16 protein-coding genes are annotated in these 14,966 nt (G+C 73.9%); 6 read left to right on the top strand and 10 right to left on the bottom strand.

The window, feature by feature from the left end; translation table 11 throughout:
• Positions 1 to 79: 79 nt before the first annotated feature.
• The 4 genes from CHF16_RS23980 to CHF16_RS23995 all read right to left on the bottom strand — a co-directional run bounded on the left by CHF16_RS23980 (position 80) and on the right by CHF16_RS23995 (position 2,702).
• Positions 80 to 1,255, bottom strand: coding sequence for a hypothetical protein (locus CHF16_RS23980; RefSeq protein ID WP_089328366.1), 1,176 nt, complete (start codon positions 1,253 to 1,255; stop codon positions 80 to 82).
• Positions 1,252 to 1,776 (bottom strand): SigE family RNA polymerase sigma factor, encoded by a 525-nt coding sequence (locus CHF16_RS23985; protein ID WP_089328367.1) that lies wholly within the window; start codon positions 1,774 to 1,776, stop codon positions 1,252 to 1,254. Before CHF16_RS23985 ends, CHF16_RS23980 begins: the two co-directional genes overlap by 4 nt.
• A 153-nt stretch (positions 1,777 to 1,929) precedes the next feature.
• Entirely contained in the window at positions 1,930 to 2,241 is a 312-nt protein-coding gene (locus tag CHF16_RS23990; RefSeq protein WP_089328368.1) for a winged helix-turn-helix domain-containing protein, read from the bottom strand.
• Entirely contained in the window at positions 2,238 to 2,702 is a 465-nt protein-coding gene (locus CHF16_RS23995; protein ID WP_089328369.1) for a hypothetical protein, read from the bottom strand. Before CHF16_RS23995 ends, CHF16_RS23990 begins: the two co-directional genes overlap by 4 nt.
• Before the next feature lie 341 nt (positions 2,703 to 3,043).
• Between CHF16_RS23995 and CHF16_RS24000 the strand changes: the two genes are divergently transcribed.
• Entirely contained in the window at positions 3,044 to 4,318 is a 1,275-nt protein-coding gene (locus tag CHF16_RS24000; protein WP_089328370.1) for a PucR family transcriptional regulator, read from the top strand.
• A 41-nt stretch (positions 4,319 to 4,359) separates the two neighbouring features.
• On the opposite strand, the gene CHF16_RS24005 is transcribed toward CHF16_RS24000, so the two are convergent.
• Positions 4,360 to 4,584, bottom strand: coding sequence for a hypothetical protein (locus tag CHF16_RS24005; RefSeq protein ID WP_089328371.1), 225 nt, complete (start codon positions 4,582 to 4,584; stop codon positions 4,360 to 4,362).
• 185 nt (positions 4,585 to 4,769) lie between these two features.
• On the opposite strand from CHF16_RS24005, the gene CHF16_RS24010 reads away from it, so the two are divergent.
• Together CHF16_RS24010 and CHF16_RS24015 are read left to right on the top strand one after the other, a co-directional pair.
• On the top strand, positions 4,770 to 5,492 hold the full coding sequence (locus tag CHF16_RS24010) for a GntR family transcriptional regulator (protein ID WP_218826808.1): 723 nt from the start codon (positions 4,770 to 4,772) through the stop codon (positions 5,490 to 5,492).
• A 1-nt stretch (position 5,493) separates the two neighbouring features.
• Positions 5,494 to 6,042, top strand: coding sequence for an NUDIX domain-containing protein (locus CHF16_RS24015; RefSeq protein WP_089328373.1), 549 nt, complete (start codon positions 5,494 to 5,496; stop codon positions 6,040 to 6,042).
• Here CHF16_RS24015 and CHF16_RS24020 read toward each other — a convergent pair.
• The 4 genes from CHF16_RS24020 to CHF16_RS24035 all read right to left on the bottom strand — a co-directional run bounded on the left by CHF16_RS24020 (position 6,020) and on the right by CHF16_RS24035 (position 11,049).
• Positions 6,020 to 7,768, bottom strand: a complete 1,749-nt coding sequence (locus CHF16_RS24020; protein WP_089328374.1) for a DUF4153 domain-containing protein — start codon at positions 7,766 to 7,768, stop codon at positions 6,020 to 6,022. The genes CHF16_RS24015 and CHF16_RS24020 overlap by 23 nt on opposite strands.
• Entirely contained in the window at positions 7,765 to 8,820 is a 1,056-nt protein-coding gene (locus CHF16_RS24025) for a sensor histidine kinase (RefSeq protein ID WP_089328375.1), read from the bottom strand. The genes CHF16_RS24020 and CHF16_RS24025 overlap by 4 nt, the downstream gene beginning before the upstream one ends.
• Positions 8,817 to 9,503: a response regulator transcription factor gene (locus tag CHF16_RS24030; protein ID WP_245869108.1), complete on the bottom strand. Its 687-nt coding sequence runs from the start codon at positions 9,501 to 9,503 to the stop codon at positions 8,817 to 8,819. The genes CHF16_RS24025 and CHF16_RS24030 overlap by 4 nt, the downstream gene beginning before the upstream one ends.
• A 64-nt stretch (positions 9,504 to 9,567) precedes the next feature.
• The gene (locus CHF16_RS24035; RefSeq protein ID WP_089328377.1) at positions 9,568 to 11,049 is read right to left on the bottom strand and encodes a glutamate-cysteine ligase family protein; all 1,482 of its coding nucleotides are present in this window, start codon (positions 11,047 to 11,049) and stop codon (positions 9,568 to 9,570) included.
• A gap of 132 nt (positions 11,050 to 11,181) precedes the next feature.
• Between CHF16_RS24035 and CHF16_RS24040 the strand changes: the two genes are divergently transcribed.
• On the top strand, positions 11,182 to 12,579 hold the full coding sequence (locus CHF16_RS24040; protein WP_089328378.1) for a sensor histidine kinase: 1,398 nt from the start codon (positions 11,182 to 11,184) through the stop codon (positions 12,577 to 12,579).
• Positions 12,580 to 12,597: 18 nt separating this feature from the next.
• Here the strand turns inward: CHF16_RS24040 and CHF16_RS24045 are convergent, their stop codons facing one another.
• A complete protein-coding gene (locus tag CHF16_RS24045; RefSeq protein WP_089328379.1) occupies positions 12,598 to 13,146 on the bottom strand; it encodes a YceI family protein in 549 nt (182 codons plus the stop codon).
• A gap of 238 nt (positions 13,147 to 13,384) precedes the next feature.
• On the opposite strand from CHF16_RS24045, the gene CHF16_RS24050 reads away from it, so the two are divergent.
• Positions 13,385 to 14,188: a L,D-transpeptidase gene (locus CHF16_RS24050; protein ID WP_089328380.1), complete on the top strand. Its 804-nt coding sequence runs from the start codon at positions 13,385 to 13,387 to the stop codon at positions 14,186 to 14,188.
• Between the two features lie 56 nt (positions 14,189 to 14,244).
• Entirely contained in the window at positions 14,245 to 14,952 is a 708-nt protein-coding gene (locus CHF16_RS24055) for a choice-of-anchor P family protein (RefSeq protein ID WP_179271674.1), read from the top strand.
• Positions 14,953 to 14,966: the final 14 nt, after the last annotated feature.

Genomic DNA, 14,966 nt, shown 5'->3' on the forward strand with positions numbered 1-14,966 from the left:
GTTCAGGTGAATCGCCCCGAGCGTCCGCACCGGGCCGCCGCCCCGAGGCGGGACGGCGGCCCGGTGCGGACGGTGCGGCTCAGCGGTGCGTGAAGACCGGGATCCAGGAGCCGGCCCTGTCGGAGCGCTGGTATCCGGTGAGCGGGGTGATCTTTCCCGTCAGCGAGACCAGCAGGAGCCGGTTGCGGAACTCGTTCTTGCGGGTGCACTTGCGCACGTCGCAGCCGAGGGCGAACAGCCGGTCGTCGTCCGCCCAGGCCAGGGCCTGCTGGACGGGCAGCACCGCCACCTTGCGGCCGCTGTCCACGTCGGTGACGGTGACGGACGGGCCGGGACCGGGGCCGAACCGGGGGACCAGCTTCCCGTTCGGCGACAGGCCGGCCTCCTCCGCGTCGGTCGCCTCGTGCGCGGGCGCGGGCCGCCGCCTGCCGTCGAGGTCGTGGAAGACCTTGGCCGGGACCTGCGCGGTCGGCGACCAGATCAGCTTCCCGTCCCGGCTCCAGCCCAGGTCCTGCCGGTAGTTCGGGTTGCCGCGCTCAGGCGGCAGGGGGTGGAACGGGCCGGGGTCGGACGCGCTGCCCGTGATGTAGTAGCCGGTCCGCGGTGCCTTCTCGGGCACGCCCCGCGCGTCCGGGTCCGAGGCGTAGGACGTCAGGAGCAGCCGGCTTCCGTCCGGCGACCAGGCGACCCCTCCGACGGGCCGCTCGACCGGGATCCAGTTCGTGACCTTCCGCGTCTTCATGTCGAGGACGCCGACCCGCCGCGCGGGCAGCGGGCCCTGCAGGACGGCCGCGCGCTGCATGCCGGGCGCGACGCTGAGGTACGTCCACGGCACCTTCTCGTACTCGCCCGTCGAGGGGTTGTAGAGGTGCCAGGTGCGCCGGAGGTGCGCGGCACCGCGGTCAATGCCCCTGTTCATCGTGTAGTACGCCGCGACGGCGGTGTGGCCGGCGGCGACGAGCCGGCGGGGGAAGGCGCTGCCGGGGTCGGTCCGCACCGACGTGTCCGAGGACAGGGACACGGGCTCGAACGCGACCTCCCGCCGGTCCTGGACGCCGCCCGTGCCGCCGCCCGCGACGACGAGGACGGCGGCGGCCGCCCCGGCGAGGACCGCCCCCGTCCCGCCGAACAGGGCGAACCTGGCGGAGCGGCGGCGGGTGCCGCGGCGCAGCGCGCGGTCGGCGAGGCCGGCCGGGACGCGCGCCTCGTCCGCCCATTCCTCGAGCGTGCTCTTGACGATCGTCTCCGGCTTCATCGGCGGGCCTCCTCGGGCTCCAGGGCGTTCAGTTCGGGGGCGAGTTCGCGCAGCCTGGCGAGCGAGCGGTGCGTGGTGCTGCGCACGGTGCCGACGCCGCACCCGAGGATGCGCGCGACCTCGGCCTCGGGCAGGTCCTCGAAGAACCGCAGGACCAGCACGGCGCGCTGCTTGGGCGTGAGGCGGGCGAGGGCCGTGCGCACGGTCAGTTTCAGATCGACCGCCGCCGCGGCGTCCGGCCGGGAGGGCCCGGCCCCGTCGGGGAGGGCGCCGACCTGCGTCTCGCGCCGCCGCCGCGTCCGCCGCCAGTCGCTGACCTGCTGGCGGTACATCGCGCGCCGCACGTACGGTTCCGGGTTGTCCACGCTGCCCCAGCGCGCCGCGGTCTTGGCGAGCGCGGTCTGCAGCAGGTCCTCGGCCGCGTGCTGGTCGCCTCCCGAGAGCAGGTACGCCAGCCGCATCAGGGCCACCGATCTCGTCTCGACGAACTCGCGGAATCGCCGCTCCGCTGCGTCGTCCATCGTCACCTCCGGTTTGGTGTCCCCCTTCCAGACGCCGCCGGAGGCGCGCCGCTATGCCTCGCGCGGCCCGCTTTCTGGCGGCCCGCTTTCTGGCGGCCCGCTCTCCCCGCGGGCCGCTCTCCCCGCGGGCCGCTCTCCCCGCGGGCCGCGCGATCAGTGCTCGCTCTCCGCCGGGGCGTCGGCGAGGGGCCGGCCGACGATCCGCTGGAGCGTGGCGACGTACTCGTCGAACGCGCGGCGGCCCTCGCGGGTGAGCTTGAACCAGGTGCGGGGGCGCTTGCCGACGTAGCCCTTGCGGATCTCGACGTAGCCCGCCTTCTCCAGCGCGCTCGCGTGCTTGGACACCACCGAGTCGCTCAGCCCGAGGCTGTCGCGGACGAAGCCGAACTCGGCCTCGGTCGCGGTCGCCAGCAGGGAGACCATCTGCAGCCGCGCGGGGGTGTGGATCACCGGGTCGAGGTTCATCGGACGACCTTCCCGGCGAGGCGCGCGAACACCATGTCCTCAGCCCGGCGGAGCGTCGCCGCGCTGTAGGCGGCGGTGACGGCGCCCGCGAGGACCTTCTGCCAGACGCCCGAGCCGGTGGCGAGCCCGGCCGCGAGCGGGACGACGCCCCAGACCGCGAAGATCGAGGCGATCCACAGCGCCATCACGGCGGCGGCCTTCGGCGTCCAGGTGCGCGGCCGGAACTTGATGCGGGTGCGGGCGGACAGGGCGTACACGAGGCCGAGGAGCCCGGCGACGGCCACGCCGGTGACGGCGGCCTGGGCGGCGCCGTCGAGCTCGGTCGCGACCGCGGCCGCCGTACCGAGGGCGACCACGCCCGGGAGGTACCAGACCGGCAGCCGCTGGTCGGCGTAGGCGCGCTGCTGGGTGCGCTCGATCGCGGCGAGGGCCTCGGCGGCGTCGGTGTACTGGTCGCTCATGGGGACTCCTGCTGACTCAAGAAGTACTTTCCGATGAAGAAAGTACTTTCTACTTTCCGCTGCGTCAAGTACTTGCCGGTGGTGGGAGCACGGCGCCGGGGCGGGCGCGCGGGGGTGCGTGGGGGTCCGGCGCGGGGCCTGGATGTGACGGGTCGTCGGCGGAAGTTCCCGGAGTTGTCGAACCATGGTCATCGCGTCGGCCGAAGCTGGTCGAAAGTCGACCTAGACTTTGCGCCCGAGCTCGTCACGGGTCATGATTTGCCTCACATGAGTCGCATAAGTAATTAATTACCCCCCGTGTATGGCGCGCAACGCTGGGGAACTGAGGAAAGGGAGAGTCCGTGGCGAACGACGGTTCGACCACTAATGGGCGCCCATGGGCGGATCTGCCGAGGGAACTGGCGGATCACATGCGGCCGCACCTCGACGAGGTGGCGGACGACATGATCCAGGAGATCCAGACGCGCGTCAGGGAGTACGACCGCCCCGGGGACGGCTCCTACTCCGGCACCCTGCGGCTCGCCGTCGAGCGCGTGCTGCACTACTTCGTCGACCGGGTGGCCGACCCGGCGCACGACCCCGCCCCGGTGACCGACTTCTTCCGCGCCATCGGCCGCGGCGAGGCCGGCGAGGGCCGCAGCCTCGACGCCATGCAGACCGCGATGCGGGTCGGCGGCATGGTGGCGTGGCGCCGGATGACCGAGGGCGCCGAGGTGCTGAAGGTGTCCCCCCGCACGCTGGGCGCCGTCGGGGAGGTGCTGATGCAGTTCCAGGACGAGCTCGCACACGCCGCCGCCGAGGGGTTCTCGCAGGCCAAGGCCGCCGTCGCGGGCGAGATGCAGCGCCGCCGCAAGCGCCTGCTCGACCTGCTGTTCGCGGACCCGCCGGCCGCGCAGGAGGCCATCGCCGACCTCGCCGCCGCCGCGCACTGGCCCGTTCCCCGGACGGTCGCCGCGGTCGCGCTCGGCCGGCACAACCAGGACGCCCGCCAACCCGCGTTCCCGCCGGACGTCCTCGCCGACCTGACCCGCCGCACCCCCAGCCTGATCATCCCCGACCCGGACGGCCCCGGCCGCGCCAAGCTCGTCGACCGCGCCCTCGCCGGGACGCTCGCCGTCGTCGGCCCCACGGTCCCGCTGATGGAGGCGGCCCGGTCGATCCAGTGGGCGCGCAAGACGCTGTCGCTCGTCCAGCGCGGGGTCATCGAGGCCGACAGCGGCGTCATCCGCAGCGTCGAGCACATGTCCACGCTGATCCTGTTCCAGGACGAGGGCCTCATCACCTCGCTCGCCGACCTGCGCCTCGCGCCGCTGGCGCACCTGCGCCCGAGCCAGCAGGACCGGCTCGCGGAGACGCTGCTCGCCTGGCTCCAGTCGGGCCGCAACGCCAACGAGGTCGCGATGCGGCTGCACGTCCACCCGCAGACCGTCCGGTACCGGCTGCGCCAGCTGGAGGAGCTGTTCGGCGACCAGCTGCTCGACCCGGACCTGCGCTTCGACCTGGAGATCGTGCTGCGCGCCCGCGCGCTGCTCGCCGACAACGCGGGCGAGCGGATCATCCCGCCGTCGCGCGAGGCGGTCGGCGACTCCGGCGAGGTGGTCAGCTTCCGCCGCTGAGCACCGCGGCCCGCTCGCCCCCGCCGCGGTCCGGCCGCGCGTCAGCCGCGGCGGAGCGAGCGCAGCCGCTCGGCGGTCGCGACGCGTTCGGCGAGCCGGGTCTGCGCGTCGCACAGCAGCCACAGCTCGCCCTCGTCGGCCGCGTGGATCTCCTCCAGGCAGCCGTTGACGAGCTGGTAGTCCGACAGCCGGGTGACCCTGGTGGCGCGCAGGCCCTCGCCCGAGCGTTCGCTGCGCCACCCGGGCATGCACATGGTCACCGACATGGTCCGGGGCTCCCTCGGTCGGCCTATGGTGGGTCTACCATAGGACTACCAAGCACCGCCCACAACACGTTCCGCAGAACCCCAAAAGGCCGCCCGGACGGGTGGGATCTGTACGGTGTGAGGTCAACGCACCGACCCGGAGCAGGATCTGATCTGGTATGCCGCGACCCCCCACGAAGGCACAGGTGATCTCGAACGCGCTCGCCGCCCGCATCGTCGAGGGCGAGCTCGAACCGGGGTCCTGGCTGCCGTCCGAGCGGCGGCTCGCGGGCGAGTTCGGCGCCGACCGGTCCACCGTGCGGCGGGCGCTGCGGATCCTCGCGGAGACGGGTCTGGTGCGGTTGCAGCACGGCGCGGGGGCGCAGGTTCGCACCGCGCCGAAGGTGCGGCGCGCGGCGGCCGACATCACGCGGCAGGTCGGCGAGTGGCGCGGCTTCCACGTGTCGGCGCAGCGGGACGGGCGCCGCCCGTTCACCCGGACGACCGTGACCGAGATCCGCGCGGACGAGCGGCTCGCGCCCCGGCTGGACGTCCCCGTCGGGACGCGCGTGCTGGAGCGGGCGCGAGTCCAGGGCGTGGAGGGGGAGCCGCCCGTCCAGACGGCGACGACCTGGGTCATCTGGCCCATCGTCGAGCGGATCCCCGTGCTGCTGGAGGTCGACACCGGTCCGGGCGGCATCTACTCGCGGCTGGAGGAGACCGGCCACCGCATCACGTTCGAGGAGTCGGTGACGTGCCGGCTGCCGCGCGCCGACGAGCAGGAGACGCTGCGCATCGGCCCGGACCAGCCCGTCCTCACCCTGTGGCGGCGCGCCTACGACCAGGACGACCGCGTCGTCGAGGTCACCCACCGGGTGGTGGTCGGCGACCGCCACGAACTCGTGTACCGCTACGGGTCGGGAGCCTGACATGAGCGAAGAGCCCGCGGTCCGCCGGATCGGCTCGCGGATCGTCTACGAGAACCCCTGGATGGTCGTCCGCGAGGACGAGGTCGAGCGCCTCGACGGCTCGCGCGGCATCTACGGCGTCGTCGACAAACCCGACTTCGTGCTGGTCATCCCGGTCGAGGACGGCGGGTTCCACCTCGTCGAGGAGTACCGGTACCCGATCGGCAAGCGCACCTGGAGCTTCCCGCAGGGCTCGCTGCCCGGCCGCCAGGCCGCCGAGCCGGAGGAGCTGGCCCGCCTCGAACTCGCCCAGGAGACGGGCCTGCGCGCCGGGACGCTGCGGCATCTCGGCCACCTGAACTGCTCGCACGGGACGAGCGGCCAGGGCTTCGACATCTTCGTCGCGTCCGACCTGGTGGCCGGGGAGACCGACCGGGAGCCCGAGGAGCAGGACATGCGGCAGAAATGGATGTCCAGGGACGAGTTCAAGGCGCTCATCCGGGCGGGCCGCATCACCGACGACTCGACCCTCGCCGCCTACGCCCTGCTCACGATGGACGAGACGGGCTGAGGCAGTCCGCCGAGCCGTCGAGGGGCCGCCGCTCCAGGATCTCCCTGGCCCGCGCCCGCGCGAGGTTGGCGCTCATCGCCGGCTCGTCCTCGGTGAGGCCGGCGGCGATCCTGCGCAGCGTGCACGTCCGGAGCGGCTCCGGCAGGGCGTCCAGCGCGGGCACCGCGTCGGCGGACAGCTCCCGCAGGTACCGGACGTCGATCTTGCCGAGCTGGGCGTGCCGGGCGACGTTGTGCTCGGCGATGAACCCGTCCGGGTTGATCAGCACGAGCGCGATCATCGCCGCCGCGCCGCTGCCCGCGACCGCGCGCGGCAGCCAGGGGACGCGCCCCCGCACCACGCCGGCGACGGCGACCAGCACCACGACGAGGCCGAGCCACAGCTCGAACGCGTGCACCCACAGCCGCAACCGCGTCCAGCCGAACGTCTCCTCGTACAGGTAGAGGCGGCGCAGCGCGACGGCGACGACGACCAGCGTCAGCGCGCACAGCAGACCCAGCAGGACCCGGACGGTCATCCGGTCGCCCTGGGTGGCGTCCGGCGCGTAGCGCTTGGCGGCGGCGACCACCACCAGCACCAGCACGGTCACGACGACGAGCTGGAAGAACCCCTGCCGCGCGTACTCGGCGTAGGTGAGGCCGGTGGAGCGCAGCAGCTCGTCCTTGTCGTCGGCGAGGAACACCCCGGCCTGGATCGAGCAGAACAGCAGGAACAGCAGGTCGAGCGCCGCGATCGGCACGGCCCACGACCAGCGCCCGGCGGGCTTGCCGGGCTCGGGGGCCAGCATGCGCAGCGGCGGCGGCGACTGCCCGAGGTAGGCCCCGGCGGACGCCAGCGCCATCGTCACGACGCCCGCGCACAGGTACAGGACGCCCGAGAACGGCGACACGTCGGGGACGAGGTCGGAGGCGAGGGTGCCGAACGCCGCGTCCGCCCCGACGAACAGCGCGCCGAACACCGCGAGGAGCCCGCCCGCGATCAGCGACGTCCGGATCACCGGCCACGCGTTGCTCTTCTCGGACGTCACCGTCCGGTAGCCGCTCTCCGCGACCCACGGCAGCATGGCGCCGCCCGCGGGCACGACCGCGAGACCGCCGAGCAGCACCTCCGGCCACGACCGCCCGCCGGACGCCGCGTACGACCCGGCGGCGACGGCGAGCAGCAGCGCGGGCACGACGACCCACTCCGCCTCCCGCAGCGCGGCGGACGACGCCAGGCCGAGGGCGAGCAGCCCGAACACGAGCGCCGTCCGGTTGACCCGCGTTCCCCGCCGTCCTGCGCCGGGCCGGACGATCCGTCCCGCCGACCACGCCGACGCCGCCGCCACATAGGTGACGGCCACGGCGGCGATGACGACGCCGACGCCGAGGAGCCCCGCCCGGAGCTGCGGCCCGACCGTGACGGCCCCGATCACTCCGGTGATCAGCGTGCCCGCCAGCAGTGACGGCGCCATCGGCCGCGCAGGCCGCCGCCACGCCTTCAGCGCCTTCTCGATCTTGGTGGGCTTGTAGGCGAGCGGCGGCGGAGTCCCCGGCCGCGCCCAGTAACCCGGCTGCCCCTGGTAAGGCGGAGCCGGCACCGCTCCCGGCGGCGGGGGCACCGCGCCGGGCGGCGGGGGCACCGCGCCCGGCGGAGGCGACACCGCGACGGGGGTCTTCTTCGCTTCCTCGCCGGGCTTCGGGTCCGCCTGCGCTTGGTCGGCGGGATCCTCGGGGTCGGTCGTCATGTCGGGTCTCCGCTGGTCGGGGGGATCAGGACGCGGATGCGGCAGCCGGTCGGGGTGTCCAGGACGGTGATGTCGCCGCCGTGCAGGTCGGTGGCCCAGTTCGCGATGGCGAGGCCGAGGCCGGTGCCGCCGCCGGGCGTACCGGCGCGCGTGCCGGGCGCCGCGCCGCGGGAGAAGCGTTCGAACACGCGGGCGCGCTCTTCGGGGGGAATGCCGGGTCCCTCATCGGCCACTTCGATGACCAGTCCGCCCGGAAGGTTCGCGGGACGCGCGGTGACGGTGACGGGCCGCCCGTCCGGGCCGTGCCGGGCGGCGTTGTCGAGCAGGTTCGCGACGATCTGGTGCAGGCGGTCGCGGTCGGCGACGGCGTGCAGGCCGGGGGCGACGTCGGTCTCGAACACCGCCTCCGGGTGCCCGGCGCGGGCCTCGGCGGTGACGCCGTCGACGAACTCGGCGACGTCGATGTCGGCCAGGTCGAGGACGGCCGCGCCCGCCTCCGCGCGCGACAGGTCGAGGAGCTGGGTGACGAGCCGGCCGAGCCGCTCGGTCTGCTCCAGCGCGGATTCGAGGACGGCGGGGGTCGCGGGCGTGACGCCGTCCGCGACGTTCTCCAGGACGGCGTGCAGCGCGCTGATCGGGGTGCGCAGCTCGTGCGAGACGTTGGCGACGAAGTCGCGGCGCTGCCGCTCCACCTCGGCGAGGTCGGCGGCCATCCGGTTGAACGCCTGCGCCAGCTCGCCGACCTCGTCCCGCGACGTGGCGCGGACCCGGCGGCTGTAGTCGCCGCGCGCCATCGCCCGCGCCGCCGCCGTCATCTCCCGGAGCGGCGCGGTCATCCCGTGCGCGAGGAGCTGTATCACGACGAGGGAGATCAGCACGCCGACCGGCATCGTCTGCCGCGCGCGGAACCCCAGCGGGTACCCCCACAGGACGATCAGCACGGCGACGCACGCGGTCACGACGACCACGACGCCGAACTTCACCTTGATCGACCGGAGCGGGTCCAGGGGGCGGGGCAGCCGCGCCCACAGCCGGTGGACGATCGGGCTCACGGCGCCGGCTCCAGGCTGTAGCCGACGCCGTGCACGGTGCGGATCAGCTCCTGCCCGAGCTTGCGCCGCAGCGCCTTCACGTGGCTGTCGACGACGCGGGTCCCGGAGGCGTCCGCCCAGTCCCACACCTGCTCCAGCAGGACGGCGCGGGTCAGCACCGCGCCGCGGTTGCGCAGCAGGCAGGTGAGCAGGTCGAACTCGGTGGGGGTGAGGTGCACCTCGCAGCCGTCCCGGCGGACGCGGCGCGCGCGCTCGTCGATCTCCAGGTCGCCGAGGCGGACGGTGCCGTCCGCGGGCTCCATGGCGGGACGCTCGACGCGCCGCAGCACCGCCCGGATGCGCGCCACCAGTTCGCGCATGCTGAACGGCTTGGTCACGTAGTCGTCGGCGCCGACACCGAGGCCCACGAGCAGGTCCGTCTCGTCGTCGCGCGCGGTGAGCATCAGCACCGGCACGGGGCGCTCGGCCTGGACGCGGCGGCACACCTCCAGGCCGTCGAAGCCGGGCAGCATCACGTCCAGCACGATGAGGTGCGGCTCGTACGCGCGCGCCCGCTCGACCGCCGAGGGCCCGTCGCCCGCGGTCTCGACGCCGAAGCCCTCGGCGGCCAGCCGGTCCGCCACGGCGCGCGCGATCGTCGGCTCGTCCTCGACCACGAGGACGCGAGTCTCGTTACCCGTCACGGGTCCAGACTCTAGAAGCCCGATATGCGTGCGTCGGGCGTGGAATGTGGAGGAGACGTGAAGATCAGGGCCCGGTGGGCCACAGATGGACGGGGGTGTTGCCGCGCGCGTGCTCGGTGTAGGAGCGGGTCATCATCCGGAGCGCGTCGTGGCGGGACGTGCCCGACGACTCCTCGATGGCGTTGACGGTGGCGATCTGCCAGGCGGCGCCGGTCTGCCCGCTGACGCAGCGCCGCTCGACGATGCCGAGGAGCCGGTCGCGGCGGGCGGGGTCGACGCCCCACCGGTCGAGGCCCTCGTGGGCGAGCGGCAGCAGCTTGCGGAGGACGAGCTCGGCGGCGGGGACCTCCCCCATGCCCGGCCAGTAGAGGGTCGCGTCGAGGCCGTCGCGGGCGGCGCGGTGCAGGTTCTCCTCGGCGGTGGCGAACGACATCCGGGTCCAGACGGGGCGGTCGGCCTCGGCGAGCATCCGGACGAGGCCGTAGTAGAAGGCGCCGTTGGCGACGACGTCGGCGACGGTCGGCCCGGCGGGCAGCACGCGGTTCTCGACGCGCAGGTGCGGGCGCCCTTTCACGACCGCGTAGATGGGGCGGTTCCAGCGGTAGATCGTGCCGTTGTGGAGGGTCAGCTCGCCGAGTTCGGGGATGCGGCCGCCGTCCAGCACCTCGCGGGGGTCCTCGTCGTCGCAGAGCGGCAGCAGGGAGGGGAAGTAGCGGGTGTTCTCCTCGAACAGGTCGAAGACGGAGGTGATCCAGCGCTCGCCGAACCAGACCCGGGGGCGGACGCCCTGCGTCTTCAGCTCGTCCGGGCGGGTGTCGGTGGCCTGCTCGAACAGCGTGATGCGGGTCTCCTGCCAGAGCCGGTGCCCGAACAGGAACGGGGAGTTGGCGCCCACCGCGACCTGGGGGCCGGCGATCGCCTGGGCGGCGTTCCAGTACGCGCCGAACTGGTCGGGGCTGACCTGGAGGTGGAACTGGACGCTGGTGCACGCCGCCTCGGGGATGATCGTGTCGGCGTGCATGCGCAGCGGCTCGCGCCCGTCGATCGCGATGCGCATCTCCTCGCCGCGCGCCGCGAAGATCTGGTCGTTGAGCATCTTGTAGCGGGCGTTGGCGGAGAGGGTCTCCTCGCCGATGTCGGTGCGCCGCAGCGTCGGCAGGATGCCGATCATGAGGAGCCGGCCGCCGACCTCGGTGGCGCGGTCGTCGGCGTGCCGGAGGTGGTCGCGGACCTCCGCCTCCAGCTCGCCGGTGCCCTCCCCGCCGAGTTCGCGCGGGGGGATGTTGATCTCCAGGTTGAACTGGCCGAGCTCGGTCGCCCAGGCCGGGTCGGCGATCGCCTTGAGGACGTCCGCGTTGCGCATCAGCGGATCGCCGAGCGCGTCGATCAGGTTGAGCTCGATCTCCAGCCCGATGTGCGGGCGTTCGAAGTCGAACTGGGATTCGCCCAGCATGCGGGCCAGCACGTCGAGGCACCTGCGAACCTTGTCGCGGTACCGCCGCCGGTCCTCGCCGCTGATGGTGACCGAAGCCACGTCCCTGCCCATGTGTCCGTCCCTGTGCTTCGGAGGAACCGTCATAAAACGGGATGTCCCGGTAAGTGAAGGCGAAAACCCGGCATCCACGGTTGGGGTCCCTCCTCGGTGATCGATGGATAACGTGTCTCCCCGGGAGGGCCCATGCGCATGCGCCCCCGGTCGATCCGGGCCCGGGACACGCTCGTCGCCGCCGTCATCGCCGCCTTCGTGCTCGGCCTCACGGCGGCCGGCCTCGACGTCGCCGTACGCGTCGACGTCAAGGCCGATCTCCTCCGGGAGACCCAGGTGGACGCGCGCCGGGTCAGCGGCGGCGTCCGCGACGGGTCCCTGGAGGGCGCGATCCCCGACGACACGGAGGGCCGCCTCCTGATCCAGGTCGTCGAGCCCGGCGGGCGGGTGACGAACGCCACGCCCGCCGCCGAGGGGCGCCCGCCGGTGAGCAATCTCTGGCCGTCGAGCAACCTGCGCGTGCGCGACTTCACCGTGTGCCACGGCGCCTGGCCGCGCCGCCGCTGCTATGTCGTCGAGGCGATCCGGGTCAGCACCGCGCCCGACTCCGTCGTCGTGTACGCCGCGGGGCGGCTGCCGTCCTACCTGGGGAACGGGATGCTGGAGGGGGCGCTCGGGGCCGCCGTGCTGCTGCTCGCCGGGGGCGTCGCGTGGGTCACCTGGCGGATCGTCGGCCGCACCCTCGGCCCGGTCGAGGCGATCCGGGCGCAGCTCGCCGAGATCAGCGCCACCGACCTCAGCCGGCGCGTCCCGCAGCCCCCCGGCGAGGACGAGATCGCCCAGCTCGCCCGCACCGCGAACGCGACCCTCGACCGGCTGGAGCGCGCGGTCGGGCGGCAGCGCCAGTTCGCCTCCGACGCCTCGCACGAGCTGCGCACGCCGATCGCCGGCCTGCGGGCGAACCTGGAGGACGCCGCGATGCATCCCGACGACACCGACCTGCGGGAGGTCGTCCGGTCGGCGCTGCGCGACACCGACCGGCTGGAGTCGATCGTCACCGACCTGCTGCTGCTGGCCCGCCTCGGCACCGGGGGGACGGCGGTGCAGGAGCCGGTCGACCTCGGCGCGCTCGCGGGCGCGGAGCTGCGCCGCCGCACGTTCCCGGTGCGGATCGCCACCGAGCTGTCGGCGGACGTCCGGGTGCGCGGGGTGCGGATGCAGCTCGTCCGGCTGCTCGGGAACCTGCTCGACAACGCCGAGCGGTTCGCCGGGTCGTCCATCACGGTAGAGGTGCGCCGGGAGGACGGGCTGGCGCTGCTCGCCGTCACCGACGACGGGCCGGGCATCCCGCCCGCCGACCGGGAGCGCGTCTTCCGGCGCTTCACCCGGCTCGACACGGCCCGCAGCCGCGACGCCGGCGGCACCGGCCTCGGCCTCGCGATCGCCCGGGAGATCGCGCGGGCGCACGGCGGGACGCTGCGGATCGAGGACCACCCCGCCGCCGGGGCCCGGTTCGCGCTCCGGCTGCCGCTCGCGCCGCCGCCGGGACGCGAGAAGGGCCGCCCTGTAACGGACGGCCCTTCTCGCTGATGCGGGGTGCTGGGGTGCTCAGGCGCGGACGGCCTGGATCTCCAGCTGGATGTCGACCTTGTCGCTGAGCAGGGCCTTCTCGCCCTTCAGCGGGACGTTGAACTCGATGCCCCAGTCCTTGCGGTTGATCGTGGTCTCGGCGGAGAAGCCGGCCCGCGTCCCGCCCCACGGGTCCTCGGCGACGCCGTTGAACTCGACGGACAGGGCCACCGGGCGGGTGACGTCCTTGATGGTGAGGTCGCCGTCCAGGAAGTACTCGCCGCCCTCGGCCCGCACGCCCTTGGTCGCGAAGGTCATGGTCGGGTACTTCTCGACGTCGAGGACGTCGGAGGTGCGCACGTGCGCGTCCCGGTCGGCGTTGCGGGTGTCGATCGAGCCGACCTTGATCTCGGCCGTCGCGGTCGACTCCGCGAGCTCCTCGGCGATCTGCACGGAGCCGCTGAACTCGGTGAACGTGCCGCGGACCTTCGTCATCAGGTGCCGGATCACGAACGTGACCTCGGAGTGGCTCGGGTCGATGTTCCAGGTCCCGGCGGTCAGCTCGGGCGCGACGGCGGCGATGCTCATGGATGACTCCCGTGGGGTAGTTGCTTGAAACTTCAACGACTCGTCGAAGGTTAGTTGAGGGTTCAAACACCTGTCAATCCCGGATTGTTCCACGCCCCGCGCGGCGGTCCGACGCCGAGGGGTGGTTCACCGATTGCGACTTCTCCCGCACAGCGTGCAACCTCCGGCGCGCCTCGTGCGTAGTCAGCGGGCACAGAGGTGAGCCGGAGTCCCTCCGGCGGGATCACTTGGAGTCTCCATGAGCGATGCACCACCGCGCGCCGCCCTGCCCGCCGCCCTGCCCATCGCCGGGGCCGCGGTGCCCGTCCTGCTGGCGGCGGCCCTGCTCGTGACGGGCTGCGGCGGCGGAAGCGAGCCCGCCCCGGCGAAGGCCGCGCAGGCCAAGACCGCGACCGGGCTGCCGCAGGCCACCACCTACACGACCCTCGACGACCTGCCGGTGGACACCTCGGCGGCCGCGGGAGACGGGACCGTGGTCCACCCCGACGCCGCGACCCCGGTCTCCGCCAAGCCCGGCGCGCCCGCCGTCGCGGAGCTGCCGAGCACCCAGCTGAAGGGCCCCACCTGGGTGCCCGTCGTCGAGTCCCGGCCCGGCTGGCGGCGCGTGCTGCTGCCGAGCCGCCCCAACGGGGTGTCCGGCTGGATCCCCGACACCGGCCTGAAGGCCGCGCGCAGCCGCCACGCCGTCAAGGTCGACCTCGGCGACCGCAAGATGGCGCTCTACGAGGCGGGCCGCAGGGTCGGCGCCTGGACCGTGGCCGTCGGCGCGCCCAAGACGCCCACCCCCACCGGCCGGACGTTCATGCTCGCCTCGCTCGCCCCCGCGAAGCCGACCTACAGCCCGCTGATCCTGCCGGTCGGCGCGCACTCCGACACGCTCGACACCTTCGGCGGCGGGCCCGGCACGGTCGCCTTCCACGGCTGGCCGTCCAAGGACGTGTTCGGCAAGGCCGTCACGCACGGCTGCGTCCGCGTCCCGGCGGACGCGCTGCGGAAGCTGGCCAAGGTGCCGCTCGGCACGCCCGTCGTGGTCACCGCCTGACCCAGATCTCCGGCCGGAAGACCGGCCGTCCCTTCACCCCCGACTTGAGGAGAACCATGCGTTTGCAGACACTCGCCAAGGCCGCCGCCGTCGCCGGCGCGCTCGCCCTGCCCTTCGGCCTGGCGCCCGCCGCGTCCGCCACCCCCGGCGGCACCGGGTCCGCCACCGCCATCTCCGCGACCGGCCCGGTCGCGATCCCGGCGACCCCGGCCGTGACCTCGTCGGCGCAGCGGCCGACCCGCAAGAGCATCGCCGAACTGCCGCCGAACCCCATCGTGCGGGCGCGCCTGCTCAACGCCGCCGCCTGGTCCGGGCACGCCCGCGCGTCCGTCGCGGACGTGAGGGCGCCCCGCCTCGGGCTCGCCGCGCACGCCGTGACGGCCGAGTGCGCGAACGGCAGGGGCGTCTCGCACCTGGCGAAGGCGACGCTCAACGGCCGGACGCTGAAGCTCGGCGCGACGCCCAACACCACGGTCAACGCCGACCTGGAGGGCCTCGGCACGGCCTCGGTCACGCTGAACAAGCAGGTCAGGGGCAGGGACGGCAGCCTCACGGTCACCGCCATCGAGGTGGTCGCGAAGCTGGCCGGGACGACGCAGACGCTCAGCGTCGCGTCCGTCACCTGCAAGGGGGCGGACGCCCCCGGCAAGCCCGAGGAGCCGACGAGCCCGCCGTCGGAGACCCCGGCCCCCACCCCGCCACCGGCGTCCAGCCCGGCTCCGGCTCCGACCCCGGTGACCGGCGACCTGCCCGTCACCGGCTGAGACTCCGCGGGGTG

The organism is Actinomadura meyerae (assembly GCF_900188445.1).
Taxonomy (GTDB): Bacteria; Actinomycetota; Actinomycetes; order Streptosporangiales; family Streptosporangiaceae; genus Spirillospora; species Spirillospora meyerae.